This window comes from Glutamicibacter sp. X7, assembly GCF_054889245.1.
The window spans coordinates 1,928,206-1,954,283 of record NZ_CM142678.1 but is presented as its reverse complement, the minus strand read 5'-3'; the positions used below and the strand labels follow the sequence as shown (position 1 = coordinate 1,954,283).

Here is a 26,078-nt window from a genome sequence, read left to right as displayed (position 1 = left end):
TTCGGTTGTGAGGTTAGCGAGTGATGAATTCGTCGCGGTACTGGGCGACGACCTCGTCGAAGTTGTTGTCGGCAGTAAACCCGAGGGCGAGAGGACGGGAAACGTCGAATGCACCCGGCCACGAGCCGACGATCGCGTTGATTCGCTCATCGAGTTCGATACTGACGAGGTCACGGGCCTGCTGGCCGCCGACACGGGTCAGGCTTTCGAGCATCTGCTGAACGGTCACGGTAAGACCAGGTACGTTGAGTACACGCCAGCCGCCGAGCGCGGTGCCTTCGACTTCGAACGCGTGCACGAGGTTCGCAACGGCGGTATTCGGGGAAGACAGCCACATCGGAGTATCGAGCGGTACAGGTACCACGGAAGGCTGCCCGTTTAGAGGTTCACGTATGATCCCGCTGGCGAAGGAGGAAGCCGCGGAGTTCGGTGCCCCCGGGCGCACGGAGATGGTTGGTAGTCGGCAGATGCGAGCATCAACGAATCCCTTGCGGCTGTACTCGTTGACCAACAATTCACCGATGGACTTGACCACGCCATAAGTAGATTCCGGTTGAGTCGCTAGGTTCTCGGGAACGACATCGGGCATGGTGCCACCGAATACAGCTAGGGAACTGGTGAAGACGAAACGTGGAACCGCACCGCTTGCCCGTGCTGCTTCGAGCAGTGCGCGAGTGCCATCCATATTGACGCTCATGGCCAAATCGAAGTCTTCTTCCGACCCTCCACTGAGTACAGCGGCTAAGTGGAAAATGCCAACGGTTTCGGCGGTGACCAGTTTGTGCAGAATTTCTGGATCCCCAATGCTCCCACGCACGGAGGTTACACGAGGGTCTTGCACCGGGCAGGGTCCTAGATCCAGGGAAACAATGCTGTCGAAATCGACAACCTGAGTGCCGAGGTCTTTTGCTTCGAGCAGGCGCGCAATGACGCGGCTGCCGAGGAAGCCGCCACCGCCGGTAACAATGATGTTCTTCATCGGGTAGTCCTTATGAGGTGATGTGTTTAATGTTTGGGCGCCAAGGTTAGGGTGGCGCCGAGAGTCCGGATCTGATCAGCAGCCGTGACGGGCAGGTCGGAATCCGTGATGATTTCGACGAAGTCGCCTAACGCTATGGCTCGTAGGCTGGCAACTCGGCCGTACTTGCTGCTGTCGCTGACCAGATAAGTTCGCGATGCTGCTCCGAGGACGGCACGTTTCACCGAAAGTTTCGCGTCAGAAGGCACCGTAATGCCGCGCAAGTCGAACGAAGAGGTCGACATGAACGCTGCATCGATGTTGAACCCCGCGATGGCGCGCGCGGCGAGTCCCCCCTCGGCGGAAAGGTTGGTTTTGTCTAGCGCCCCACCGGCAAAGAAAAGCTCTGCCTGACTCTGTTCGCTGAGCAGGGTGGCGATCGCTAGATCGTTGGTGATGATTGTCAATCCCTCGATCGAGGCCAGTTGTCCTGCGATAGCCAGAGTTGTCGTACCAGCATCTAAGTAGAGAACGTCGCCAGGTGAGACTCGGGCGGCCGCGATGTGTGCGATGGCCAGTTTTTCTTCGCGTCGTAAAGACTCCTTGGCCACATGTGAATCGTCGAGCGAAAGACGCTGTGGCAGACTTACACCGCCGGGAACAGATACCACGCGCCCGGCTTCCTCCAACTGGCGGATGTCGCGGCGGATGGTCATGTGTGAGACGTCGAGTTCTTCAGCGAGATCGTTGATCGCCATGGTATGACGTTCTTCGACCCTGCGGAGGATGCGCCTTTGGCGTTCTAGCGGAATCACCTCTAGGCCCCCTTATATTCGTTGAGCCAGCCCAGCCCCTGCACGGTGCCGCTGGCCGGGCGATATTCGCAACCTATCCAGCCATCGAAACCCAAGGCATCGACCGTCGCTAGTAACCACGGGTAGTTGATTTCGCCGACGTTCGGTTCATGGCGTTCGGGAACTGAAGCGATTTGCACGTGTGCGACTAACTCACGGTGCTTTTCGAACAAGCGAGTGATATCTCCAGACATGATTTGAGCATGGTAAAAGTCGAACTGGAGGCGGACATTAGGCCGATCAATGCGTGCGATGAGTTCGGCAGCTTGTGGCACCGTGTTTAGGAAGTACCCTGGCATGTCACGGGAGTTGATCGGCTCCAACAGGAGTTCGACATCTCGTTCGGCGGCGGCATCGGCTGCCCGCCGCAAGTTTGCTACGTACAGTTCGGTAACTGCATTGGTAGCCGGAGCGTTGCCAGCCATCACGTGGACTCGTGGACATTTCAGCGACTCAGCATAGTCGAGGGCCAACGCAATGGATGAGTCAAAATCAGCTTCGCGTCCCTCGAGAGCAGCAAGCCCACGTTCCCCAGCATCCCAATCACCGGGATACGCGTTAAAGAGCGCCTGGTCTAAGCCGTGCTTGAGTAACAACTCGGCGATTTCAGATGCCTGGTAGTCATAGGGGAAGAGATACTCCACCCCGGAAAATCCATGCGCGGCTGCCACCTCGAATCGGTCGAGAAAGGGGAGCTCCGTGAAAAGCATTGAGAGGTTTGCTGCAAATTTCGGCATTGAGATTACCTTCGCTTTCGAACTGTCGGCTACTGTTGGGCTTCGGAGAAGAAATCGACCGTGCCGAAATTTCCCGACTTCAATGCCAGATCAATGGAACCGTTCAGCGAGCGCACCCAGGGGACCCCAGGAGCGATAGTTGGGCCAACTTCGAAGCCATCGACCTTCAGCGCAGTGGTCACCGCTCCAGAGGTTTCGCCACCAGCGACGATCATTCGTTCGACACCGAAGTCGGCCAGTGCTTCGGCGAGCCGACCGAAGAAGCCTTCGATGACCTTACTTGTGGTTTCCGCTCCATAGGGCTCTTGGAGCCGTTGCACTTCTTCGGGCCCACTGGTTGCGTAGATAAGAGGCGCAGCACCCTCTGACGGTTGCGCGGCGAACCATTCGAGGACTTCTTGTACATAGCCCTGTGGCGCAGTGACCAAACGGTCCACATCTACCGCGAGGCTTGGAGCCACATCACGATAGGCAGCGACTTGCTCGTTGGTCCGCACCGAACACGAACCCGATAGCACGACTGTACGTCCGGTCTTAGCAACGAATTCATGAGAGTCGTTGGCGCTGCCGGAGCGTAAAGCGGAAGCCAGCCCACCACCAAGACCTGAACCGCCGGTAAGCAAGCGCAAATTACGGGTAGCTTCCCCCAAAACGTTCAGATGAGTGGCATTGGTGGCATCGAGCACTGCATAGCGGACACCTTGCGAACGCAATTCCTGCAGCCTTGTTTCGACTGCTTGGGTGCCAGCTTCAACAGTATCGACGTTTACAATCCCGGCGCGCCCTGATGCCTGCCCCTCCATCAGACGGACAAGGCTGGAATCGCGCATAGGAGTCACGGGGTGGTTGCGCATGCCCGACTCATGCAGCGGTACTCCGTTGACAAAGAGATAGCCCTGGTATGTGGTACGTCCATTGATAGGCAGGGCCGGGCACACGACGGTGAAATCTTGTTCTAGGGCTCCTAGTAGCGCGTCGGTCACCGGCCCTATGTTGCCTTCAGTAGTGCTATCAAAGGTCGAGCAGTACTTGAAGAAAAACCGTTCAGCTCCGTAGTCTCGCAACAGCTCTAATGCGGCAAGTGACTGACTGATGGCGTCGCGAGCTGGGATCGAACGGCTCTTGAGGCTGATGACCACTGCCTGAACATCAGCGGGGAGGGCAGGGTGCCCGGTCAATCCATTGAGCTGAATCGTCTTCAGGCCGTTGGCAACCAGAAAACTGGCGATGTCAGTGGCTCCGGTGAAGTCGTCGGCGATGACGCCAAGCTGTACAGGCATGGATACCTCTCGTGAACGCGGAGAAGGTCCGCAACGTCGTTGTTTCACAAAAATTATCACATGTTCACACTATGGATCAATGGTCTAGGTGGAACATTCAAACTTCACCGACAGGTGCGGGTCCGACGTTCACAAAAGTTCTCACAAAGGTGCGACTCCTCACCACCTGTTACTCACAAGCCCTCAAGGAAGATTGGTGGAGGCAGTGTGAAGTATTGAGCATTGCGCTTGGGGGCGAAGAAATGGCCTGCTTTCAATTTGGGTGCAGCGCTTGTGGGTGTTGCGTAAAGCTGCATGGAGCTATGGCAGAAATGGTGACGTTGGCTCGCCTAGGGAAGTTGGCCGCATTGAGTTATCGCCTGGTTGCGCGACAAGTGGCGTGACGGCATCTTTGTTTCCGGCGAGAGGGGATGGTCGGGATGTGCTTTCACCAATGGCGCATGCCGGATCCCTGGATATAGGTATTGCTGACCGGAAGTGCGCGGGTGGGTGCTGTCCATGATTCGAATACATTTTCGATCATGGTGGGTCAAAGCTCAGCCGAGGCTGGCGCTCGCCTACGCATCATCATGAGCGTACGCGGAGCCTTACGGGGAAACTCCGAGCTACACCGAGGACACATGTCCATCCGCGTCGATGACAAAACTCGGGTTATGCACAAAATCCCACCGGAACCCATCCGGGTCAGCCACGCAGGCGCTCATGCCGCCCCAAGGCTGACGCGTAGGCGCGGTAATTGAACTTGCCCCCGCCTCCAGCGCTCGCCGGTAATGCCGCTCTACCTCATCATCGTTCCGCACGTTATGCCCCAACGACACCGGGGGAGCCAATGGCCCATGACCAACCTCCCCATATTCCGAAGGCATCTGCCGCACATCCCACAGAGCCAACATCAACCCGTGCCCGGCCCGCACGAAGGCAATCTCCGCGCTCGCCGGTTGCACGAGGGTGAATCCAAGGCCCTCCGTGTAGAAGTCCAGCGAGCGTGCTACGTCGCGTACTCCGAGGGTTATGGCGCTAATGGTCGGTGGGGTATGGCTACTCATACTTCCAGCCTAAAAGCCGCACATCGATCGGGGAAGAGCTTCGGATCCGGCTACCTGGAGACGCGGAGTCGGTCTCAGAATAAGTTCATCGCCCACGACCGCAACGGGCCGCAGGCGATGAGCCAATGCGCTGAGTTCCCCGCCGAGGGAACTGCACGGCAGTTATAGGTAAATCCACTGCTCCTGCCGAAGTGTAGAGCGCTGCTCGTCCTTCCTCCGCCGAAACTCTGCCGAGTGTGCAAAAGGGGCGTGGTGTTGCCGTGCTTCGCTATGCGAAGTCTTGTGTGCGGGAGAGCCGTGCGTAGCACGGGTTTGATGGGTTGGTGCCGTTGTTTTCATGATGATTTCTCCTTCGAGGTGCGAGGTCTTCGCCTCGCTACGTGGTTGTTCGTGATTGAGTGTTGCCGCCGGCATGGCATCGTGGGGCGTTGGTTCCTGCCACTGGTCGGGCCGGGGGATGGTGCGTATGGGGCGGCTACCCCAAGCGGCCGCGGCGGCAAGTGCTACCAGCGCACCGAAGCACAGCAATGTGGTCGACAGGCCGAGCAACTGCAGTCCGAGCCCGGCAAGAATTGGGGCGAGCGGCGCGGCTACCAATGCCATAAACAGCAGAATCGAACTGGCGCGGCCGGCGAGTTCGTGTGGCACCGTCGCCAGGAAGTAGCCTCCCACCCCAGCGTTCAGCGCCGGGACACTGAGGAAAGCCAAAGCCAGCATGGTGCCCATCCACCACAGCTGCGTGTTCAGCCCCATGAGCACAATGCCTGCGGCCAGCATGCTCAGACAGCTGCAGGCCAGTAGCCCGGTGTGGAAGCGTTCAATAAGTCGGCTCGCAAGTATCGACCCAAACAGCATCCCCACACCCATGGCGGTGGTAATAAGTCCGATAACCCACGGCGCTTCGCCGCGTTGCTGCAGCCCATAGATCAGCGTGGTGCTCATTCCTCCAGTGCCTAGGTTGATCAGCGCGGCGATCAATAGCAGGATCCGTAGTCGCCGGTGGCCAAAACACCAGCGCAGCCCGGCGAGCACACCGTCGCGTACGCCGCCGGCTTCGACGGCCGAGCTCTTCGCTCGTGCCGCGCGTAACGGTGCCCGCAAGGCGCGCCCGGCGCCTGCCGCGATGAGCTGCGCCGCGGTGATGCAGAGCAAAGCAAGACCCGCACCAAGACCAAGTAGCGCTCCGGCTGCCGGGGCGGCCAGGAGCGCTAGACCCGAGTCCCTAGCCTGGTTGGCAGCCATCGCGCGTCCGAGCTGATCTGGATGCACCACATCTTTCAGTGCCGCATTGGTCGTTGACCCGAAATAGCCCGAGCGAAGCTCCATGGCCACGTGGGCAACGCTCAACACGATGGCAGTTAGCGAATCGACAAAGGCCAGCAGGGTGAGGGTTCCGGCCAGTATCGCGCCCAGCAGCGAACCAAACACAATCATGCGTGCGCGATCCCGTCGGTCGGCCATGGCCCCGCCAGCCAGCGTCACCACGGTGCGTGCGGTGAGCCCCAGCGCGGCTAACGCGCCGGCCTGAGCGGGGGAGCCGGTCGCTGCCAGTAGCAACAGCGGTATGAGAAACGCGTAGAAATTTCCGGCAAGCAAAGCCGAGGTGTCGGCCACCCACCACAGGCGGTAAGAACGCTGGGTGTGTAGGGCTGGTCGAGGCGTTGGCTGCGTGAGGGGCGGGACTGGGAGCGAGGTCATATCCTCACGGTAGACCCGCAACAAAACTTGCGCAATAGAATTTGCGCAATATTTTTTGGGCATTGCTATGCTGGGGGCATGACCCGGCAAGAAGGCAATATCACGCTGACCGCACCGATGCTGAAAGCCATGGCCAATCCCTTGCGGCGAAAAATCTTTGACGCCCTAGGTGCCATGGGTTCCGCCCGCGCCTCCGACTTGGCTGAACTTCTCTCAGTGGCGGCCAATAAGGTCAGCTTCCACCTGCGTGAACTAGCCAAGGCTGAACTGATCGAGGAGGCCCCGGAGCTGGCTCGGGATAAGCGCGACCGAGTGTGGCGTACCGCGGCCAAGGGCTACACCACCGGCGAACCTGCCGAGCGCCCCAGTGCCGAGGGGGACTCCGCCATGAACGCCTATCTCGATCAAATCGCCTACGATGAGCAGCGCCGGATTGCGGCGGCTTTGGCACACGCTAAACGTCACTACGCTTCGCCGGAACTCGGAGCGGCCAAGGCACTTCTCAGCACCAGCAACTTGATGCTCACCAAAGATGAGGCCCAAGCTCTCAACGAGCGCATCGAGGCGCTAATTCCAGCGTTCCGTGAAGAGCTCAAGGCCGGGGAAATCGCCAGCGCCCAGCCCGAGAGCGAACGCACTCTCTGGCACTTTTCGGGATTGCTCTCCGCCGACGAATTGTTAAACGAGTCACAAGAGGGTTCCGATGCGGCGCAAAGCCCGAAGTGAACGCGACTTACGCAGGGTGCTGAACTAAACTGGGTAATGGCTGGCTGCGGTCAAGGTATGCCGCAAGCTATGAAGCCGTGAACCAATGAAAGGTAGATCCGATCACATGAGCGAACAGCTGACTCTCACCATCGATGGCGAGCAGGTACAGGTGGACGCGGGAACGACCGGTCTGCAGTTCTACGCCAAGAATAATGACGTGGTGGTTATGCATGTCGATGGCGTACTGCGAGATCTCTCCCGCGAACTAGAAGCAGGAACCACCGTCACCAAGGTCACCATCACCGACCCCGAGGGTCTGGAGGTGCTTCGTCACTCCACCGCTCACGTGATGGCCCAGGCTGTGCAGCAGTTGCGCCCGGATGCCAAGCTCGGCATCGGCCCGTACATCACCGACGGCTTCTACTTTGACTTCGACGTGGATGAGGCCTTTACTCCCGAAGATCTCAAGCAGCTGGAAAAGATGATGCTCAAGATCGTCAACCAGAACCAGCTGTTTGTGCGCCGCGAGGTCAGCCCGGACGAGGCCAAGGCCGAAATGGCCAATGAGCCCTACAAGTGCGAGCTGCTGGCCAAGGCCGACTCGGATGACACCTCGGGTGAGGGCGTGACCGTGGAAGTTGGCGCCGGGGAGACCACCATCTACGACAACGTTGATCGCAAGAGTGGGGAGGCTGTGTGGAAGGACCTGTGCCGTGGCCCGCACCTGCCCAACACCAAGCTGATCAAGAATGCCTTCGCGTTGACTCGTTCGGCCGCCGCCTACTGGCTGGGTAGCGAGAAGAACAAGCAGCTGCAGCGCATCTACGGCACCGCCTGGCCGACCAAGGACGACCTCAAGGCCTACCAGGAGCGACTGGCCGAAGCCGAGCGCCGCGATCACCGCAAGCTCGGCGCCGAGCTCGACCTGTTCTCCTTCCCCGATGAGTTGGGATCCGGTCTGCCGGTATTCCACCCCAAGGGCGGCATTATCAAGCGCGAGATGGAAGACTACGTGCGTGACCGTCACGTGGCCGAGGGCTTCCAGTACGTGGGCACCCCGCACATCTCCAAGGACGGGCTGTTCCACACCTCCGGGCACTTGCCGTACTACGCGGATACCATGTTCCCGGCGCTACATATCGACGAAGAGCGCGATGAAGATGGCAACATCACCAAGCAGGGCCAGGAATACCGACTGAAGGCAATGAACTGCCCGATGCACAACCTGATCTTCCGCGGTCGTGGTCGTTCCTACCGCGAGTTGCCGTTGCGCCTATTCGAATTCGGGCACGTGTACCGCTACGAGAAGTCGGGCGTGGTCCACGGGCTAACTCGCGTGCGCGGTTTTGCCCAGGACGACTCGCACTCCTATGTCACCAAGGAGCAGGCGCCAGCCGAGGTCGAGCACCTGCTGAACTTCATGCTTTCCCTGCTCAAGGACTTCGGCATGGACGACTTCTACCTCGAGCTCTCCACCCGTGATCCGGAGTCGGATAAGTTCATCGGCACCGATGAGCAGTGGGAAGAAGCTACCTCCGTGTTGGAACGAGTTGCCACCGAATCCGGTGTCGAACTTGTAGCCGACCCGGGTGGCGCAGCCTTCTACGGTCCGAAGATCTCGGTTCAGGCCAAGGACGCCATCGGCCGTACCTGGCAGATGGGCACCGTGCAGTATGACTTCAACCAGCCGGCACGCTTTGGTCTGGAGTACCAGGCAGCGGACGGTACCCGTCAGGAACCGGTGATGATTCACGCCGCCAAGTTCGGGTCCATCGAACGCTTCCTCGGTGTGCTGACCGAGCACTACGCCGGCGCCTTCCCGGCATGGTTGGCTCCGGTGCAGGTGCGAGCCATTCCGGTGGCCGAGGCCTTCAACGACTACCTCGACGAGGTTGTGGCAAAGCTGCGGGCCGCCGGGGTGCGTGTGGAACTCGACGATTCCTCGGATCGTTTCCCGAAGAAGATCCGCAACGCCTCGAAGGAAAAGATCCCGTTCGTGCTCATTGCCGGTGGCGATGACGCGGACGCGAATGCCGTGTCCTTCCGCTTCCGTGACGGTAGCCAGGAGAACCAGGTGCCCGTTGAGGAAGCCATCGAGCGTATCGTGACGGCCATTAAAAACCGTTCGAACGATAACTAACGCACGATAGAACAGGGGAGAGGCCAGTATGCAGTACCCGGACGACGGGTCGGTGACCGACGACTTCGAGCTCGCTGGTGTACCCGATTCCTTCCAGCGCCTATGGACCCCGTACCGCATGGCCTATATCCAGGGCGGACAGGGTCAGGTTAAGGATGAGTCGAGTTGCCCGTTCTGTGCCGGACCGCAGCGTAAGGATGAGGAGGCGCTGATCGTCCATCGCGGTCAGACCTGCTACGTCATTCTGAACCTCTTCCCTTACAACCCGGGCCATCTGCTGGTTTGCCCCTATCGCCACGTGCCTAACTACACGGATATCACCGTGGAGGAGACCGCGGAGATGGCGGCGCTCAGCCAGCAGGCCATGCGCGTATTGCGTAAGGTCTCCGGCCCGACCGGATTCAATCTGGGCATGAACCAGGGCGAAACCGGTGGGGCCGGGATTGCGGCGCACCTGCACCAGCACATCGTGCCGCGCTGGGGCGGCGACGGGAATTTCTTGCCCATCATTGCCCAGACCAAGGCCATCCCGGCCACGCTCTCGCAGGTGCGTGATCAGATCGCGGAGGCCTGGGAAGCGACCGAGTAGCGCATTCTGGGCCACATGAAGGCTGGTAGCAAGTCTCGACGACGGCGGATCCGAAAAATCGGGTCCGCCGTCTCGGTGTTTAACGCTCCTTTTACTCTTGCCGGGCTTCTCGCAAAAACCTTGGCTGAGTAGTGCTTTTGCATGTCACTAATTGTTACGCGCAAACCCGAAGCCGGGTGACTAGTCTCCTAAAGCCAAATTATGACGCAATAGATCGGGGAATTGTTACGCGGCACCATAGCATTGCTGGGGTAGCAACAATCGCCGCGCAGCGAGGCGCGCGGTGTTCGAAAGGAAACATCCAACTCATGTCTAACCCAGCTGAGGGTCAAGGAAACTTGGTCGGCTCCGATCGCGTGAAGCGTGGTATGGCCGAAATGCTCAAGGGCGGCGTCATCATGGACGTTGTCACCCCCGAGCAGGCGCGCATCGCCGAAGATGCTGGCGCCGTGGCCGTTATGGCCCTTGAACGCGTTCCTGCAGATATTCGCGCCCAGGGCGGCGTCTCGCGCATGAGCGACCCGGACATGATCGACGGCATCATCGACGCCGTCTCCATTCCGGTGATGGCTAAGGCACGTATCGGTCACTTCGTCGAGGCGCAGATCCTGCAGTCGCTCGGTGTCGACTACATCGATGAGTCCGAGGTGCTCTCGCCAGCCGACTACGAAAACCACATCGACAAGTGGCCCTTCACCGTACCGTTCGTCTGCGGCGCCACCAACCTGGGCGAGGCCCTGCGTCGTATCAACGAAGGCGCAGCCATGATCCGCTCCAAGGGCGAAGCCGGTACCGGCGACGTCTCGAACGCCACCGGGCACATGCGCAAGATTCGCGCCGAAATTGCCAAGCTGGCCGCACTGCCCGAGGACGAGCTGTACGTAGCCGCCAAGGAGCTGCAGGCACCGTACGACCTGGTCAAGGAAATTGCCAGCACCGGTAAGCTGCCGGTCGTGCTGTTCACCGCCGGCGGCATTGCCACCCCGGCCGACGCTGCCATGATGATGCAGCTGGGCGCCGATGGTGTCTTCGTTGGCTCGGGTATCTTCAAGTCCGGCAACCCGGCGCAGCGCGCCGCAGCCGTCGTGAAGGCCACCACCTTCTTCGACAACCCGGATGAGCTGGCCAAGATCTCGCGTGGTCTGGGCGAGGCCATGGTAGGCATTAATGTTGCCGACGTGCCCGTCCCTCACCGCCTGGCAGAGCGCGGCTGGTAAACAATTACCGCCTACGGGCCCACGTCACCGGGATTTCGGTGGCGTGGGTCCTTCTTTTCATAGATGCTCAGAGGCTAATGCTGTGGTCTAAGATAGGTATCCGTCGATGCTGCAGTTTGGTGATGGTATGTCCGTAAAGAAATTTATGGGTCGGTTGGCGAAACTCGTGGGCTACCTGTGAGCAAGGGGCAACCACGGTTTCCTGCGAGACGTCGACGTGGATTGACCTTTTGAGCACTTTCACTGTTTCAATACATGCCTGCATAACGTCAATGTCACGCAACGTTAATCAGACGCGTCACAACAGACCGAGACGTCGCTTCGGTTCTCGACAGTTGCGAGTCGGACAAGAGCCGCTATTTTCTCCGATTCCGTGAGGGCAAGCCTGCGACTCGCAGACCGAGACATACTTCGCGACATCTTTCTTCACATGGGGCGGTATATACAGAAGTGGGACGAGCTTCGAAGCTCTGTACGTCAATGTGAACGTTAAATCGGGATACTTCGCCCGGTCGCTGAATGCCTATGGCTACCAGGGCCAGCCCTGCCTGCGCTGTGCCGACAACGGGGTGGCCTCCCTGATGCGTCGGAACGCGTTCACGGGGCGCTCGTCCGACACCTGCCCGGTGTGCCAGCCGCGGCCGCGCAGGCGCTGACGGTTCCTGCAAAGTTCATCCCGATGGCCGTGCCTGCGGTCCGGCGACCGCCCGGCGGTCGGTTGGAATGCCTAGGTAGCTAGTGGTCATGTGGCTGGTTCTGCGGCTCTCGCAGCGCGGATGGCCGGCGCGACGATCACCGGCATTGCGCGACGTGGCAAGTATCTGCGGTTGATCTTGAGCGATGAAGACGCGTTGCTCGTACATTTATGTACCATTGCTCGGCACACGACACGTCGCCACAGCGGTCTGTTGGCGGCCATGTAGGCCCCTGGCGAGGCCGCGTAACTTTACCAGGACAGCTAGTTGGCTCCGGTTACCGCCGGTTTTCTCGCGAACCCAGCCGATGTGAACGACAACCTGCACGAGCCACCTGACCGCTTCCGCCGTCCACTCGTCGCGGGTCAAGTACAGCTGGTGAAAGGTGGCCCCGTCGTTCCGCACACCTTCGAGGTTGCGTTTCGGAATCAAGCCTCTGCCCAAATCATTATGCTTTTCATGACCCCCTCAGGGTCTGGAGCCGTGGGGTAGACCTGGAGTTCCAAGTAGCGCTCGTGTTCGATCGGCAGTGGTCCAAGCGGGTGTTCCCGAAGGCGGACAACGCGGTGCCCAGCATTCAGGATCGCTTCACTTTTCCTCGTGTCCACCTCCTGCTTGTTCCTATGCCAGTAACTGCCGTCGTATTCGATAACGAGTGCCGACCGATCTGCAAGCTTTACCGTAATATCTGGTTGCCAGGTGCGGGCGGTGCTGCCCTTTCCTGTTGCGATCCGCTTTCCTGATGTCGCATTGCCAAATGCCTCCTTTGCTGCCGCGTGGTAGTCGAGCTCAATCTTCGACTTGCCATGCTCGCTGCATTCTGGACAAGTGCCGCCTTTTGTCCTTGAGGCCAGTGCCATCGTGAAGATGTGAGCCGGATCTGTGGAGCAGACCCATGTCGGCGTGATGACGTTCGAGCTTGGACGGACCTGCCAAGCGGTCATTGGATTGTCGGGGCTCCACTCTGCTGCCAGGTCTGGATGATGGTAGGCAAGGCTGTCGAAGATGGAGCGGCACACGGGGCATCTGAGTGAGGACGCGTAGGACCTCGACTTAGGTGTTTCCGCCCAAGTGTGACCGCACTCGTGACATAACCAGGTGACCTCGCGCTTCGACGTCGGTGATATCTTGCGAATGTCCAAACGAGCATTTGCGGTGGGGTGCCACTGAGAGGCGGTTTCTGGGTCCAACCGCATCATCTCAGGTTCTTGCTCAATCGCTATGTCCGTAGCGGCTCGAGTGTGATCACTACGGCAGTGAGGGCAGCCGGACTTAAGGAAGGTGTAGGGCGTTATACGTGGGTGGTGACCCTTGGCGCAGACGAATCGGCTCAGAGGGGAGTTTTGGGTCACGGACACCTGCCTGGGGTCTTGCTCATCTGCCCAAGCAGCAAGAAGTTCGGGCACGTCGCAGACCCGGAGGTTGGAGTAGTAGTCCAGTTCCTTCTGGTGCGCTGCGCGTTCCTGCTCTCTACATGCAGGGCAAGATGGATATAACTCAGCCATTCTTCGAACAGACTCGATGAAGTGGTGGTCACATTTAGGGCATACCCAATGAGCTCGCCTCGTTGCCCGTATTGTCGCTGTTGCCAGTAAATGAGGATCGTTGAGTTCGTGATCCCACCAAGCAAGAGCCGCGCTGTTTGATTCCTTGAAGAGGTTCGGTTTCTTGGAGGCGTTGGCGGTTGGTGCCGATACGCTCTTCTTTCGTATTCTCCGCTGGCAGCTACAGCCCGAGGCGATGTCGCTGGGGCGCTCGGCAGATAGCCGCTGACAGTACCGGCAGCGTACATGATGTGGGTCTTGACCGAGAGCCGGACTGGTCAGAGGGCCAAGATATTCGTAGCCATTCTCGTCAGCGAGCTCCTGCACTTGGGATAGGTCTGCGGGGACACGCGGACCCCACTGCTCACTGTTCTCCGCCCACTTTTTCCAGTGGCAAGCACGACAGACACTTTCCTCGGGGGCATAGAGAGTGAGTGCGTGGTCCAACGTGTAGTGGGCCTCGCACCCACATGTCAGGCAACGGGTGAGCGTGAAGGTGGTCAGCTTTTGGATCGGCTCCAGCGGCTCGACTCCCTTTTGGCGAAATCGTTGGGCTGCGTGGTCTTGACACCAGGCTGGGCGCTTGCTGGCTCCCCATGCGGCTTCGGCGTCGCATAGAGGTTCATCGCAGGTTCCTGGTATCATCATGCTCCTCTTTCAGGTCGCAGAGTTCCTGTCATTATAGGGGCTCTTCAAGAGGCGCAGACAGATTCGAGGCCTCCGCGGTATTACTGGCGGAATGGTTGTAGCAGAAGGTGTCAACTTGGTTGGGTCCTTGGATAGGAGTCCGGCGCTTATGTGAGTTTCATGTCCGAGAACGGACACAGAAGGAAATTCACGAATCCTGGCACGCAGACACACCCCTGAACAGGTCATCGCTAAGGTCCGTCAAGGTCAGAAGATGCTCAACGACGACCACCCGATGCTCGAGGTCATCAAGGAGCGTCAGACCACTGAAGCAACCTGGTACCGATGGCTGAACCAATACGGATCCGAGAAGAACGCCGAGTACACCAAACGGACCAAAGAGCTGGAGAAGGAAAACACCCGGCTCAAGCGTCTACTGGCCGAGAAAGAACTAGCCCACGATGTCCTGAACGAGGTGGCGAAGGGAAAATTCTGAGCCCCGAACCCTGACGCCGTGCCGTGCGTATGGCGGTGGAGAAATTCGGGGCGTCCGAACGATTCGCCTGCAAGGTCATCGGGCAGAACCGGTCCGCGTTCCGGAAGAAGAAACCCGACATGGGATTCGAGAAATCACGGTTGCACACGGCCCTGCGAGAGCTCGCCAGTAAGCATCCGACGTGGGGTTGGCGCAAAGGCCCGCGGGCACTTGCTGGCCCGCCCGGAGTGCGATGGCGTGGCGCTGAACAAGAAACGGAGCCGCCGGCTCTGGCGCGATGAAAGGCTCACCTGTAAGCCCGGGGCACGGAAGAAGCGGCGGACCGGGCCCGGCGCCGAGGAGCGGAAGCGTCTCACGGCCCAGTACCCGATGCATGTGCTCAGCTTCGACTTCCAGTCCGATGCGACCTCCTGCGGCCGGTACGTGCGGTTCTTCAACGTCATCGACGAGTACACTCGCACCGCTTTGGCGCTCATCCCGCGGCGCTCGTTCAAGACCACCGATGTAGTCGCGGCGCGGGAGGGCATCATCGCCGAAACGGTATCGCACCGGCCTACGTGCGGTGTGACAACGGGCCTGAATCCACCGCTGCGGCTCTGATTGAGTGGTGTGACACGACCGGGGTTCAAACCGACTTTATCGATCCGGGATCACCGTGGCAGAACGGCTTTATCGAATCGTTCAACGCCCAGCTCAGAAGGGAACAACTCTCCGGAAAAATCATGGACACCATGGCCGAAGCAAGGTATTTGGCTGAGGAATGGAAGGACATCTACAACCATGAACGGTCCCATGGATCCCTGAACGGTATGACGCCGAACAAGTACTGGGAAACCTAGATGCAAGAACACCGATTATCTATCGCATAGACGCTGGACTGCCAACCGAGGCCCAACCAGAGAGCCGTCGAGCCGGCTGTTCACGAGTATCTGTGAACGAACTTTACCTGCCTTTGCGAGAAGCTAGACTGCCCAGATTGATTATGCCGCTCTTACGGCATCGACCGAAGGGACGGTCGCTTGTCGACTTGCAGCGGCAGGGTAGCTCTCTGGACTGCTCGCGCTCTACGGGTCAGCCTCGCTGCCATGATTTTAGCCACCGCGATGGCGTCGCCTCCAGAAGTGGACTCGTTCAAGTTGTATTACGGCACCTTCTTCGCCGACGTGTCAGTTCCACAGCGTTTGGCATGTCTAGCTGATAAATGTTTGTTTACTCAGCAGTTTGTTTCCGTTGTTGTTTTCATCTTTGGGCCCCTGTAACTTTGAGCGCAACGACTGGCTGGGTCTGATGCCGTGGCCTAAGATGAGCATCCGCCGGTCGTGTGGTACAGATATGGACGTCGGCAATGAATTTCTCTCCTGGCGGGTCGAATTCGCGCGCGCTGCGTATGACGTGTAACGGGGGGCTGCCAATGATACTTCGACGGGATTGACCGTTTGAACATTTCCTCCGTTGCTACACGCGTCTGCTCAACGTCAGTCTCATGAGAGCGTTATCAAGTGTCTCATTTCAGACCGGCAAATTGCCTCGGGCTTTAAAAGTATCCCCTTAGACGAGAGCTGTTGCGGTATCTACTAACGCGACGGTAAACCCTCCGCTGGCCAATACAATTGGCAGGCCGATGCATGGTTAGTCTGATTTTTCTCCAACATAGGGAAGCTTTTAAACGGAGGTGGGACAAGTTTCGAAGTGTTGAACGTCAGCGTAAAGGTAAATTCGGACAATTTTGTCCGGACCTTAATACACTTTGGGTTTGCTGGGCAGTAGTGCAAACCGTGCGTGACGCCGATCAAGCCACTTTGCCCGCGTTTCCAGTGAAAAGGGTCGATGTAGTCCGAACCGGAAGTGAAGGTATGAATATCAGCAAGGTAGGCTGAAGCATTGATTTTCAAGTGAAGAGTGGTTGCAAGGCCTCAATTGGGCGATGGCGGTGCACTCGGAGAGTAAAATTAGGTGCTCTCGCATAATCTAAGGAGTGGACGTGGAACTTATCGATGAATTTATCGAAGAGTACGTGCGAGAAGTGGACTACTGGGAAGCTGTTGCAGATACAGTCCGAACGATGCTAGAGACTGAGTTTGCTACGTCTGGTCTACGAGCTATCGTCACGAGCCGAGCTAAATCCGTAGAACGTTTGGAGGGTAAGTTACGTGCCCGAAACCAAGCTCAGGCATATGAATCAGTTGCCGAGATGAGGTTAGATATTGCAGATCTTGCAGGCGTTCGCGTAGCTCTCTACTTTCCAGGACAAATGGATGAAGCTGAACGAATAATCGAGTCTCTGCTCGAAGTTCAACACAAAAAGTCCTTTCCTGAGGAAGGGAGCGGCTCGCAATCCGCGTCGGATAGATCAGGGCATCTGCAAAGATTCTCTGGATATAGTGCCAAGCATTTTAGGGTTCACATTCCAAGATCAAGTTTGAACCCGGGACAACTGCGATATGCGTCGGCTTTGATAGAGGTCCAAGTGGCATCGGTCCTCATGCATGCTTGGTCGGAAGTTGAACACGATTTAATTTATAAGCCCTTGGCTGGTGATCTATCCGCGTCAGAGTATGCGTTGCTGGACCAACTCAATGGATTAGTGCTTTCGGGCGAAATTGCGCTGGAGCAACTACAAAAGGCAACTGACCAGAGAGTACTTAAAGCTAAGACGCCGTTCCGAGATCATTTTGAACTTGCGGAGTTTATTCGCACGAGACTTGCTGATCTTGGTGCGGATCTAACTGAAGCGACCTTAGGCCGAGTTGATGTACTGTTCAAGTTTCTGGCGGCTGAGGCTTATGCCACTGCGGCAAAAGTTGAGCCTTATTTAGATTCTGTGGAGGAAGATCTTGAGCTTCGTCCAGTGGCGGATCAGTTGGCGGACTTAATGCTGTCGGAGAGCGGTGAGCGCTATGATGCTTATTTGAAGGCAAGAACGGAATCTCGATCTCGCGCACTTCCATTCAAAGCGGCAGACCTGACTAGAGATCACGATGCGGTGTTCCAAGTAGCTGTCGTTCGATTCATTACTGAATGGATCCGCCTTGAGAAAGCGATTCGAGAAAAAGATTCCTCGGAGATTAATAAACTTCCCATTAGGGTATTGATTGATCGAATGATAAAAAATGGTTCACTTTCTCGAGCTCAAGGTAAAGAACTGATGGACCTAATGAACCTGAGAAATCAAGTTGTGCATGGAAGAGTCGGTTCCGTATCACCCGAACGGCTCGAAGAAGCCGCAATACAGACTCGGGATATAGTCGATTCTCTCAACCTAGTTGATAAGTAGCATCGGAAAAGATAATCGTATTGTTAAATGTATTGAGTCTGCGTTGGCCCTGCCGGTCGCATAAGGAATACCTCCGGCAAGATCCTCATGGATATCCAAGCAAAAGCAATACCAGGCACCGAAAGTTGAATGATGGCTGCTGGGTGCTAATCGCCTAGCTTGCCGATGTGATCACGTCCTGCATGCAAGTGGCCGTACCTCAAGGCACTCAAGACAACGCAATCCACTGAGCGCCGGACGGGGAACTCGCTCAGTCTGTTGGTCATGGCTCTTCCTCTCGTCACCATCTGGTATGACTTCACTGGGTGAAGGCGCGCGTGTGGCATCTTGTGATTATTTCACGGTCGCTGGTGGTCCACACCCGTTTGTGCGGTAGACGTTCACTTGGGGATCATCTCACCTGCTGGCCCGGAATCTGACTGAACCTTAATGCTGTACCGTCATTTAAGCGGCTTCAGCAAGTGAGGGCAATTTCTTCGTGCACTCGGTTGCGCATCCAGAGCAAGCATGATTGACCATGGACCGAGCCTGTTGACCATTGAAACTCCTGAACACTCAGGGTGTTGCAAAGACCGATAGAACCCGCCATCGAGCGTGCTACCCGATCGTTGCATCAGCGCTATCCAATACGCGCATAGGTGCTTCCAGATACGTCTGCTATACGTCCGCTGCGATTAAGTGGTGTTCTGTAACCGCTACGGTGGTTTCGAGCACCAACGGCTTGTGCCTAGCACTCACGAACGAAATCTGTCCCCGGGTGTCACAATTCCGGATAGTTACCTCCTACTTGTTCATCGGTTTAACTACGTCATTCTTTGGTTTCTTTATCTTGAACCCAACGAAGGAGATTTCGTTTGAATGGACAACGATCTTATCTAGGTCGGTTACTGGTTCGAACTCACCGTTCGCTTTTGCCATTTTGAGAGGGACGCCTATCGTAATAGACGCTTCCTGGTCATCTTCGACACTTGCAGTGTGCCCTAGAACTTGCCCTTGAACCCTTGAGCCGTCTTTTAGATAGACCGTCGCACGCACTACAACACTGGCATCATATTTAGTTGCGTTGAGGTCATAGTCCAGTGCAAATGTCCAACCAGCTACCTGAAGTATCGACTCAGGACCCGTAGCGCGCCTGCGTATATGTCCCCACAAGTCGTAATGACCAGCCGTAGCAGTGACACAAGTGGACGCTACGAGATAGAAGACTAAACACGCAAGGAATGCTCGAGGCTCGCTTAATAGGACAGTTTTCGGGGCGCGGAAAAACTCATCTACTTTATCCCCGAAGTCCGTATTAATGATTGACAGCAATAAAGTTACCAGCGACGCGAAGGCAAAGTTAACCAAGCTTACTGTCAGTACTATCGAAGTCTCACGGAAGCTCGAGAGCTTTGGTACGGCTTTACGTCGCTCTACTTCGTATACGTATGCCAGACCTGGAAGTAATAGTACGGCGAAAATGACTACGGAGGTAATAGTTGTTGGCATTCCTTGATTATGATCTAAAAGCACGAAGAGTGATCAATCGTTAAGGAGCGCCTTACATGTCGTCCGCAGAACCATTTTTCTCGAGTGATAAGAAGATCCAAGAAATACTCGAAGGAAAAGGGTACCAGCCGCGCAACGTGCTCGACCCTAAGGACTTTGAAGATCTGTTTGAGGATGACAACGACGATTAAAGTTTCGCTCATCCACTACTAAGATCAGTTTACTTGAGCGCTAGCGCCCTCGAGCAAATAAACATCATAAAGTTCTCCATTATCAACGGACTTCAACCTACGTACTACCATCGGGTTGTCACCTACTTGTGAAGGGGTGACAACCCGTGGCGAAGACCTCCAAAGACTCGCGTGTGGTGCATCGAAACGCTAAGGGAGGTCGCTTTGCGACCAATTAGATATGCAAAGAAGCATCCATCCATCCATCCATTACTGTCGGGGGAAGAAGTAGCTCTCGGTACGGCTGACGAAGCCATGTTTCGTCAGTTACTTAGTGCTAATTGCATAGCTGACATGCTAAGCCCACTTTCGAAGAATATCGTGGGCCCACTCTTTCGCATTGTCAGGTCTAGTAATGTTAGCCGGCACCCGCGATACATGGTTCGACACGGAGCTGCACGTCATCGCCAGATACTTCAGCAAAGCGCCGACTCGTACAAAAATTAAATTGAGACGCCGAACGCTGACACCTCCGCGCTTGGCATGAGCTTCAGCTTTCGCCGAAACGACCGGTCAGCATTTCACAGGAGACGACAGTACGTGAGTCATGATTCAACACTGATTCCGTGGTCCAGCGGCCATTGGACCCATGCCCCGGCTCAGGCCGTTGAGCGAGGCACAGACCTACTGGTAACGGCAGTGGAAGGTAGCGACGCATGGCGGCATACCTCCTACGGTTTTGTGCACGAGAGTGAACACGCGTTACTGGTTCCCTTTGCGCAGGATAGCGCCGTGGAGGTCGAATTCACGGCGGCGTTCTCTCAGCAGTTCGACCAGGCCGGCATCTTCATCAAAGTCAGCGACGCGCACTGGATTAAAGCGGGTGTCGAGTTTGCCGATGGCAGTGCCCAGTTGGGGGCCGTGGTTACCAATGGAGCCTCGGACTGGTCGTTGGCGCCCGTACCGGATTGGACGAACCAGCGTGTGCTGATCAGGGTCAGCAGATCTGGTGACGCACTGAGCATTCGCGCCGGTGTGGCCGGCGGTGCGCTGCAACTGGTGCGGGTCGTTCCCTTCGCGCCTGAACTTCATGCCCAGGCGGGGCCGCTGATCTGTGCGCCGAGCAGAGCCGGACTGACCATACCGTTCCATTCTTGGCGAACGACCCCTAAGGACGCGGCGCTTCACTAGCCTGCCTGGTTCCAGCGGTCCACGCCGTTCCTCGAGAAGCGTGAAGCTCCGCGACGAAGCGTTGAGGGATGAGGGGGTGCCAAAGCGGCGCCACACTCCATACACTGTGCGAATGGGCGAGATTATTTACGATGCGGCCACCACCCTTAACGGGTTCATCGCCGATGAGGAACACTCCCTGCAGTGGCTCTTTGACGCCGCCGGGTCCGACGGAGAACCGCCGCCTGGATTGATGCCGGAGAACCCAGCGGTCTACGTTATGGGTGCAAATACCTACCGGTGGTTGCTCGATTACCAACCGATGCTCGATGAGCCCGAGCGTTGGCGTGAGGCCTATGGGCAGCGTCCCTGTTTCGTCTTCGCGCACGCCGCTTTGCCGGCCCCGGAGGGAGCCAATATCCGGTTCGTCAGCGGAGACGTCGCCGAGCATCTCGATGAGATCCGCGAGGCCGCGGCGGACGGCGATATTTGGGTGCTCGGTGGCGGGGCATTGGCCGGCGAGTTTCTGCGCGCCGGCGCACTGGACCGCATTTGCCTGAGCATTGCTCCGGCGGCCCTGGCGTCCGGGGCGCCACTACTGCCGGTCACCGTCCCGCCGGCCCGGTTGCGGGTCGAAGAAGCCAAGATCATCGGCCCCTTCGCCCGTGTCGAATTTCGGGTACTGCCCGCGGTTGAGCAACGCCCGAATTCGGCACTCTAGCGCACCGGGCCCGGCGCGCGGCGAAAGGCTAGGACCAGTTGCGTAGCACCATATGGCGCCCGCGACCGAGTAGCTTCATCCCGTTGGCCGTGAAAAATTCGGCGTTCTTCGGGGTCGCGGCGGCCAGCATCTCCACTGGATCTTGGTCATCCATGGCCACCAGCGGGTTCAACATGGAGCGCGACAGACCCTGAAGCAGGGCGGTGCCCACGCCCTGGCGGCGCACCGAGGGGGAGACCGCCAGCGCGTGCACCATCAACTGCCCGTGCATGGCCTGTTGCACAAAGCCGCGACCGACGACCTGCCCCTCTTCGGTGCGGGCCACCGCGTGCTCCACACGGCGCAGCGCCGGGTGCCCGGAGCTGAGGGATGTCGTGTGATCGCGCCACAAGTTCGTGACATTTAGTTCGATCTTGTCCGCGCCCTTGGCCTCGGGCACGTTATTGCCCAGTCGTACCTTTCCGGCCCAGGACTCCATCGGCACCGCCAGGATGCCGGCATGCCACGACACTTGGGCGTTGTCGGAGAAGCCGGCTTCGGTCAGATGTTTCACCTGAGCGCCCGAGTTCACCCACGCCTCCACACGTTGGGCGCCCAACCGGTGCCCCTCGGCCAAGGCGGGACGCAGCCCTGCGGGCTCGGCCTCGTCGGGGAAGAGGAGCACCAGTCGTTTACGTGCCGGTTGCCAGGCCCAGGAACAGCCATGGGTCGTGAAAATCTTTCCCCCGGTAGCGATGGCTAGCGCCTGCTGCCAATGGGTCAAGGCATCCTGGGCGGAGGCAATTGTGGTCATTATTCTGCGTTCACCAATCCTCGGCGGCGCAGCAGCGGCTCGACACGCGCGCTACGTCCGCGGAACAGTTCGTAGGACTCCAACGGGTCGCGGGTGTTTCCCCGCGACAGCAGTTCCTCGCGGAACCGGTTACCATTTTCGCGCATGAGGCCGCCATTTTCGGTGAACCACTCCACGGTGTCGGCATCGAGTACCTCGGACCAAATGTAGGAGTAGTACCCGGCCGAGTATCCATTGGCGAAAATGTGCTGGAAGTAGCCGGTACGGTAGCGCGGTGGAATGAGTTCGGGAATGAAACCCGCCTCGACCAACACCTGATTTTCGAAGGCCACCGGGTCGTTGATCTGCGCACCGGGCTCTAGGGTGTGCCATGCCCAGTCCAGCACACTGGCCGCCAAGTATTCGGTGGTGGCGAATCCCTCGCCCCATAGAGCAGAGTCTTCGATGGCCTTCACCACCTGCGGATCAAGCGGTTCCCCGGTGCGGTAATGCACCGCGTAATCAGGCAGAATCTGCGGGTGTAGCGCCCACATCTCATTGACCTGTGACGGGAACTCGACAAAGTCGCGCGGCACTGAGGTGCCCGAAAGCGAGGGGTAGCGCCCGTTGGAGAATAGGCCATGCAGTGCGTGGCCGAATTCGTGGAAGAGCGTACGCGTTTCGTCGAGGCTCAGCAGCACGGGTTCACCGGGAGCCGCCGGGGAAATGTTCAATGTGTTGGTGACCACCGGCAATTCGTCGACCGCGCTCGCGGCATCACGCAAGGACGTCATCCATGCGCCGCCCTTTTTCGTGGGACGCGCCAGATAGTCTCCGCTGTATAGTCCCAGCACGCTGCCGTCCTCGTTGCGGACCTCCCACACCCGCACCGACTCGTGGTACACCGGCAGGTCGGTGCGTTCGCTAAAGGTGATCCCATAGAGCTTGGTGGCGGCGGCAAACACGCCCTGATGGAGTACTCGCTCGAGTTCGAAGTATTCGCGTAGCGCCGAGGTGTCCACGGCGTAGCGCTGAGCCAGTACCTTATTCGAGTAGTAGGTCCAGTCCCAGGCTTCGATCTTTTCGCCGGCCAGTTCGCGCAAGGTGGCCGTTTCGCTCAGCGCGTTGCGTACCGCCGGGGCGGTGAGTTCGGCCAGACGTTCGGCGACCGCCGCGGTATCCGGTGCCGTCGCGGTAGCCAACACCGATTCGGCGTGGTTCGCATAGCCCAGAAGCTGAGCGCGCTGGGCACGCAGTTCGGCCATTTTCACGGCCAGTGCATAGGTGTTGTTGTTGCCCTCGAGGCCGCGGGAGATTGACGCTTCGAAGACGCGGCGGCGTGCCGCGGAAGATTCCAAGGACTGTAGTACCGGCTGCTGGGTGGGGGAGACCAAGGCGAGCAAGTATCCCTGTTCATGCCCGGTGTCCGCGGCGGCCTGCCGCGCCGTGGCCAGTCGTCCGGCGTCAAGTCCGGCTAGTTCCTCGGCCGATTCAAAGTACACGGCGTGGGCGTTCTGATTTTCGAGGGCCTGTGCCGAGAAATTGGTGCTGCATGCGGCGATCTCCGCGTCGAGTTCGCGTAGCTGATCCTTGGCCTCCGGCTCCAGTTCGGCACCGGCTAGCTTGAAGCTTTTCAGGGTTTCGTGCACCAAACGGGCGTCTTCGCCGCTCAGTTCCTCCGTCGGTACGGCGCACAGACGGGCGTAGAGCTCGCCATTGAGATGGATTTCGCTCATTTGTGCCGCGTAGAGCGCCGAAATTTCCTCTTGCAAGGCACGAATCTCTTCGGTGCCGTCCGCGGACAGCACGCTGAAGTAGGTCATCAAGGCGCGGCGCAGCGTCTCGCCACTGAGTTCGAGGGCAAGGACGGTGTTCTCAAAGTCGGCGGGTGTCGGATCGGCGACAATATAGGCGATAGCATCACGTTGTTCGGCGATGCCGGCCTTAACCGCTTCGAGGTAATTCTCCGGAGTGATAGCCGAAAAATCCGGCCACTGGAAGGGCAAAGAACTGCGGGTTAGCAATGGGTTTGGCATAGCACTAGATTGTCACAGATCACATCCGAAGCGCCGAATTAACACAGTCATCGACCCAAGCTAGGCTGGCTTCTATGAACCGTCGATGTGCCGCACTGGTGGCTCTCATACTGCTGCTCAGCTCCTGCGCCGCCCCCGAAACCCCCGCGTCAGCACCGGGGGAGTCGACCCCCACTCCATCGGCATCAAGCCAGACGGCGCAGCCGACGGAAAGCGCGCAGCCAAGCACTGGTGCCTCGACGACGGAGAGCGAGTCGGCGTCGGCGCCACCGGACACCTTTTCGCTGATGGTCACCGGCGACGTGTTACTGCATCCGACGCTGGTGCGGCAGGCCGAGACGAGCAAGGGCCACGACTTTCATCCGTTGCTGGCAGGGCTAGAACCCTACGTGAAAGATGCCGACGTGGCGCTGTGCAATATGGAAACCCCCATCGGTGATGCCCCATACAGCGGATATCCGCGCTTCAAAGGCCCGGCGCAGATTGCCGAAGATCTTGCCGACCTTGGCTATGACGGATGCACCACGGCAACCAATCACACCATGGACGGCGGTGCCTCCGGGGCTCAAGAAACACTTGACGCGCTTGAAACAGCGCGGCTGTTCACCACCGGTTCGTACCGCACTCAGGAAGAATCGAAACTTCCGCCCATTATCGAGCGGCAGGGAGTGAAGCTGGCGATCATTGCGGGCACCTATTCGCTGAACGGACTACCCGAAGACAAGCCCTGGCGCGTGGACGATCAGATCGATGCGAAAACCTTGATCGGACGCGCGCAGAAGGCCCGCAAGGCCGGTGCCGACCTGGTGGTGGCCGCGGTGCACGACGGCGCGGAATACACCGACCGTCCCACCAGCACCCAACGAAAGCTGGGGCGTGAGCTAGCGGCCTCGGGGGCCTTTGACTTCGTCTACATGCATCACACGCACTCGGCGCAGCCCATCGAAAAATACAAGGGCACCTGGATTGTCTATGGGCTTGGCAATTCGGTGGCCAAGCACGCCACGGTGAACCAACTCAACCGCGAGGGAATTAGCGTCAAGGCGACCTTCTCGCGCAGCGATGCGGGCCGCTGGAGTGTCGACGACCTGGCTTGGGTGCCGCACTGGCTCACCGGGTCACCGATTCGCTGGTGTGCGCTACCTGCCTCCGGTGCAAAGGATGCGGCCGCTGATGCCTGCCCGGAGAACGCCGAGGCGCAGGCATCGCGTAAACGGAGCACGCGCACCGTCGATGCCTATGGCGCACTCGAGGATGGACTGCGAGACTGGGTACCTAAGAAGTAAAGCTCGGTGAGCGACCCAAAGGAGGGCGTGATGGTATCCGGCGGTTCTCGAAAACTTCTTGCACTGTGCGCCATGGCCTTGCTCGGACTACTGCCCGCCTGCAGTACCAGTGGAGACAGCCCCAGTTCTCCCACGGGTGCGATGCCGACCTCCGACAGGCCGGATGCGCCGACGTCCACCAGCCTTGACCCCGATGCGCCCAGCGCACCGCAGAGCTCGGCCCCGGGCTTAGTGCCGCGTGATGATCTACAGAACGAGCACTACAGCGCCTATAACGAGGTGGAGGTGGTGGACCAGCAGCATCTGCGCATTCACTTCATCTCCGGAACCCCCGAATGCTACGGCGCGCGAGCGGTGGTGCGCGAGGAGGCCGAGGCGGTGAAAGTTGCCGTGGTCGTGGGGAACATTCCCGAAAGTGCCGACGTCTGCCGCGACATCGGGGTGGTCGCAACACTGCTAGTCAATCTCGACCAACCCTTAGGCACGCGCAAGATCGTGCCGCTTCCCGAGTCCGAGGTGAGCCTGCACCGCTGAACGCCGCGACACGCCGCGCAATCAACTTGGGTGACAAG

21 protein-coding genes and 2 pseudogenes are annotated in these 26,078 nt (G+C 58.4%); 13 read left to right on the top strand and 10 right to left on the bottom strand.

Translation table 11 applies throughout. The annotated features are described in order from the left end of the window. Positions 1-13: 13 nt before the first annotated feature. The 6 genes from denD to ACYU0X_RS09380 all read right to left on the bottom strand — a co-directional run bounded on the left by denD (position 14) and on the right by ACYU0X_RS09380 (position 6,573). Complete coding sequence (denD, locus tag ACYU0X_RS09405; protein ID WP_461900376.1) at positions 14-979, bottom strand: D-erythronate dehydrogenase; 966 nt, start codon at positions 977-979, stop codon at positions 14-16. A 26-nt stretch (positions 980-1,005) separates the two neighbouring features. Further along, the gene (locus ACYU0X_RS09400; RefSeq protein WP_459273405.1) at positions 1,006-1,773 is read right to left on the bottom strand and encodes a DeoR/GlpR family DNA-binding transcription regulator; all 768 of its coding nucleotides are present in this window, start codon (positions 1,771-1,773) and stop codon (positions 1,006-1,008) included. 2 nt (positions 1,774-1,775) lie between these two features. Next, positions 1,776-2,549, bottom strand: coding sequence for a 2-oxo-tetronate isomerase (gene otnI, locus ACYU0X_RS09395; RefSeq protein WP_461900375.1), 774 nt, complete (start codon positions 2,547-2,549; stop codon positions 1,776-1,778). 29 nt (positions 2,550-2,578) lie between these two features. Beyond that, the gene (gene otnK / locus ACYU0X_RS09390; protein ID WP_461900374.1) at positions 2,579-3,829 is read right to left on the bottom strand and encodes a 3-oxo-tetronate kinase; all 1,251 of its coding nucleotides are present in this window, start codon (positions 3,827-3,829) and stop codon (positions 2,579-2,581) included. A gap of 605 nt (positions 3,830-4,434) precedes the next feature. After that, on the bottom strand, positions 4,435-4,875 hold the full coding sequence (locus tag ACYU0X_RS09385; protein WP_418906718.1) for a VOC family protein: 441 nt from the start codon (positions 4,873-4,875) through the stop codon (positions 4,435-4,437). 162 nt (positions 4,876-5,037) lie between these two features. After that, positions 5,038-6,573, bottom strand: a complete 1,536-nt coding sequence (locus ACYU0X_RS09380) for an MFS transporter (protein ID WP_461900373.1) — start codon at positions 6,571-6,573, stop codon at positions 5,038-5,040. A gap of 78 nt (positions 6,574-6,651) precedes the next feature. On the opposite strand from ACYU0X_RS09380, the gene ACYU0X_RS09375 reads away from it, so the two are divergent. The 6 genes and pseudogenes from ACYU0X_RS09375 (at position 6,652) to ACYU0X_RS09350 (ending at position 12,150) form a co-directional block, all read left to right on the top strand. Further along, the gene (locus ACYU0X_RS09375) at positions 6,652-7,299 is read left to right on the top strand and encodes an ArsR/SmtB family transcription factor (protein WP_461900372.1); all 648 of its coding nucleotides are present in this window, start codon (positions 6,652-6,654) and stop codon (positions 7,297-7,299) included. Between the two features lie 106 nt (positions 7,300-7,405). Further along, positions 7,406-9,421, top strand: coding sequence for a threonine--tRNA ligase (gene thrS / locus ACYU0X_RS09370; RefSeq protein ID WP_461900370.1), 2,016 nt, complete (start codon positions 7,406-7,408; stop codon positions 9,419-9,421). A gap of 28 nt (positions 9,422-9,449) precedes the next feature. Beyond that, positions 9,450-10,010: an HIT family protein gene (locus ACYU0X_RS09365; protein WP_418906714.1), complete on the top strand. Its 561-nt coding sequence runs from the start codon at positions 9,450-9,452 to the stop codon at positions 10,008-10,010. A 308-nt stretch (positions 10,011-10,318) separates the two neighbouring features. Beyond that, positions 10,319-11,227 (top strand): pyridoxal 5'-phosphate synthase lyase subunit PdxS, encoded by a 909-nt coding sequence (gene pdxS / locus ACYU0X_RS09360; RefSeq protein ID WP_309407005.1) that lies wholly within the window; start codon positions 10,319-10,321, stop codon positions 11,225-11,227. 452 nt (positions 11,228-11,679) lie between these two features. Beyond that, positions 11,680-11,883, top strand: a pseudogene (locus ACYU0X_RS09355) (bifunctional DNA-formamidopyrimidine glycosylase/DNA-(apurinic or apyrimidinic site) lyase); the annotation flags it as partial. A gap of 90 nt (positions 11,884-11,973) precedes the next feature. Continuing rightward, entirely contained in the window at positions 11,974-12,150 is a 177-nt protein-coding gene (locus ACYU0X_RS09350; protein ID WP_461900368.1) for a DNA-formamidopyrimidine glycosylase family protein, read from the top strand. 200 nt (positions 12,151-12,350) lie between these two features. Here ACYU0X_RS09350 and ACYU0X_RS09345 read toward each other — a convergent pair whose 3' ends face one another. After that, positions 12,351-14,111 (bottom strand): zinc-ribbon domain-containing protein, encoded by a 1,761-nt coding sequence (locus ACYU0X_RS09345; protein ID WP_461902797.1) that lies wholly within the window; start codon positions 14,109-14,111, stop codon positions 12,351-12,353. 199 nt (positions 14,112-14,310) lie between these two features. On the opposite strand from ACYU0X_RS09345, the pseudogene ACYU0X_RS09340 reads away from it, so the two are divergent. Both ACYU0X_RS09340 and ACYU0X_RS09335 read left to right on the top strand, forming a co-directional pair. Further along, positions 14,311-15,428 (top strand): annotated as a pseudogene (locus tag ACYU0X_RS09340) (IS3 family transposase). A 1,142-nt stretch (positions 15,429-16,570) separates the two neighbouring features. Further along, on the top strand, positions 16,571-17,863 hold the full coding sequence (locus tag ACYU0X_RS09335; RefSeq protein WP_461900367.1) for a hypothetical protein: 1,293 nt from the start codon (positions 16,571-16,573) through the stop codon (positions 17,861-17,863). 783 nt (positions 17,864-18,646) lie between these two features. Here the strand turns inward: ACYU0X_RS09335 and ACYU0X_RS09330 are convergent. Next, positions 18,647-19,351 carry a DUF6338 family protein gene (locus tag ACYU0X_RS09330; protein WP_461900365.1) on the bottom strand — a complete coding sequence of 235 codons (705 nt, stop codon included), beginning with the start codon at positions 19,349-19,351 and terminating at the stop codon, positions 18,647-18,649. A 56-nt stretch (positions 19,352-19,407) separates the two neighbouring features. Between ACYU0X_RS09330 and ACYU0X_RS09325 the strand changes: the two genes are divergently transcribed. The 3 genes from ACYU0X_RS09325 to ACYU0X_RS09315 all read left to right on the top strand — a co-directional run bounded on the left by ACYU0X_RS09325 (position 19,408) and on the right by ACYU0X_RS09315 (position 21,412). Next, complete coding sequence (locus ACYU0X_RS09325) at positions 19,408-19,542, top strand: hypothetical protein (protein ID WP_461900363.1); 135 nt, start codon at positions 19,408-19,410, stop codon at positions 19,540-19,542. Positions 19,543-20,121: 579 nt separating this feature from the next. After that, the gene (locus ACYU0X_RS09320; protein ID WP_461900361.1) at positions 20,122-20,712 is read left to right on the top strand and encodes a DUF1349 domain-containing protein; all 591 of its coding nucleotides are present in this window, start codon (positions 20,122-20,124) and stop codon (positions 20,710-20,712) included. Between the two features lie 112 nt (positions 20,713-20,824). Then, the gene (locus ACYU0X_RS09315) at positions 20,825-21,412 is read left to right on the top strand and encodes a dihydrofolate reductase family protein (RefSeq protein ID WP_461900360.1); all 588 of its coding nucleotides are present in this window, start codon (positions 20,825-20,827) and stop codon (positions 21,410-21,412) included. 28 nt (positions 21,413-21,440) lie between these two features. On the opposite strand, the gene ACYU0X_RS09310 is transcribed toward ACYU0X_RS09315, so the two are convergent. Both ACYU0X_RS09310 and ACYU0X_RS09305 read right to left on the bottom strand, forming a co-directional pair. After that, on the bottom strand, positions 21,441-22,205 hold the full coding sequence (locus tag ACYU0X_RS09310; RefSeq protein ID WP_309407011.1) for a GNAT family N-acetyltransferase: 765 nt from the start codon (positions 22,203-22,205) through the stop codon (positions 21,441-21,443). Next, positions 22,205-24,220, bottom strand: a complete 2,016-nt coding sequence (locus ACYU0X_RS09305) for a M3 family metallopeptidase (RefSeq protein WP_461900358.1) — start codon at positions 24,218-24,220, stop codon at positions 22,205-22,207. The genes ACYU0X_RS09310 and ACYU0X_RS09305 overlap by 1 nt, the downstream gene beginning before the upstream one ends. A 74-nt stretch (positions 24,221-24,294) precedes the next feature. Between ACYU0X_RS09305 and ACYU0X_RS09300 the strand changes: the two genes are divergently transcribed. Together ACYU0X_RS09300 and ACYU0X_RS09295 are read left to right on the top strand one after the other, a co-directional pair. Beyond that, the gene (locus ACYU0X_RS09300; protein WP_461900356.1) at positions 24,295-25,506 is read left to right on the top strand and encodes a CapA family protein; all 1,212 of its coding nucleotides are present in this window, start codon (positions 24,295-24,297) and stop codon (positions 25,504-25,506) included. A gap of 6 nt (positions 25,507-25,512) precedes the next feature. Next, positions 25,513-26,040 (top strand): hypothetical protein, encoded by a 528-nt coding sequence (locus tag ACYU0X_RS09295; protein ID WP_461900354.1) that lies wholly within the window; start codon positions 25,513-25,515, stop codon positions 26,038-26,040. The last annotated feature ends 38 nt before the right edge of the window (positions 26,041-26,078 follow it).

Bases quoted from the DNA above. Each gene is read 5' to 3' on its own strand.
- otnI (WP_461900375.1), bottom strand. From the start codon at position 2,549: ATGCCGAAATTTGCAGCAAACCTCTCAATGCTTTTCACGGAGCTCCCC.
- pdxS (WP_309407005.1), top strand. From the start codon at position 10,319: ATGTCTAACCCAGCTGAGGGTCAAGGAAACTTGGTCGGCTCCGATCGC.
- ACYU0X_RS09345 (WP_461902797.1), bottom strand. From the start codon at position 14,111: ATGATACCAGGAACCTGCGATGAACCTCTATGCGACGCCGAAGCCGCA.
- ACYU0X_RS09310 (WP_309407011.1), bottom strand. From the start codon at position 22,205: ATGACCACAATTGCCTCCGCCCAGGATGCCTTGACCCATTGGCAGCAG.
- ACYU0X_RS09330 (WP_461900365.1), bottom strand. From the start codon at position 19,351: ATGCCAACAACTATTACCTCCGTAGTCATTTTCGCCGTACTATTACTT.
- ACYU0X_RS09305 (WP_461900358.1), bottom strand. From the start codon at position 24,220: ATGCCAAACCCATTGCTAACCCGCAGTTCTTTGCCCTTCCAGTGGCCG.
- thrS (WP_461900370.1), top strand. From the start codon at position 7,406: ATGAGCGAACAGCTGACTCTCACCATCGATGGCGAGCAGGTACAGGTG.
- ACYU0X_RS09325 (WP_461900363.1), top strand. From the start codon at position 19,408: ATGTCGTCCGCAGAACCATTTTTCTCGAGTGATAAGAAGATCCAAGAA.
- ACYU0X_RS09380 (WP_461900373.1), bottom strand. From the start codon at position 6,573: ATGACCTCGCTCCCAGTCCCGCCCCTCACGCAGCCAACGCCTCGACCA.
- ACYU0X_RS09365 (WP_418906714.1), top strand. From the start codon at position 9,450: ATGCAGTACCCGGACGACGGGTCGGTGACCGACGACTTCGAGCTCGCT.
- ACYU0X_RS09385 (WP_418906718.1), bottom strand. From the start codon at position 4,875: ATGAGTAGCCATACCCCACCGACCATTAGCGCCATAACCCTCGGAGTA.
- ACYU0X_RS09375 (WP_461900372.1), top strand. From the start codon at position 6,652: ATGACCCGGCAAGAAGGCAATATCACGCTGACCGCACCGATGCTGAAA.
- ACYU0X_RS09315 (WP_461900360.1), top strand. From the start codon at position 20,825: ATGGGCGAGATTATTTACGATGCGGCCACCACCCTTAACGGGTTCATC.
- ACYU0X_RS09300 (WP_461900356.1), top strand. From the start codon at position 24,295: ATGAACCGTCGATGTGCCGCACTGGTGGCTCTCATACTGCTGCTCAGC.
- denD (WP_461900376.1), bottom strand. From the start codon at position 979: ATGAAGAACATCATTGTTACCGGCGGTGGCGGCTTCCTCGGCAGCCGC.
- otnK (WP_461900374.1), bottom strand. From the start codon at position 3,829: ATGCCTGTACAGCTTGGCGTCATCGCCGACGACTTCACCGGAGCCACT.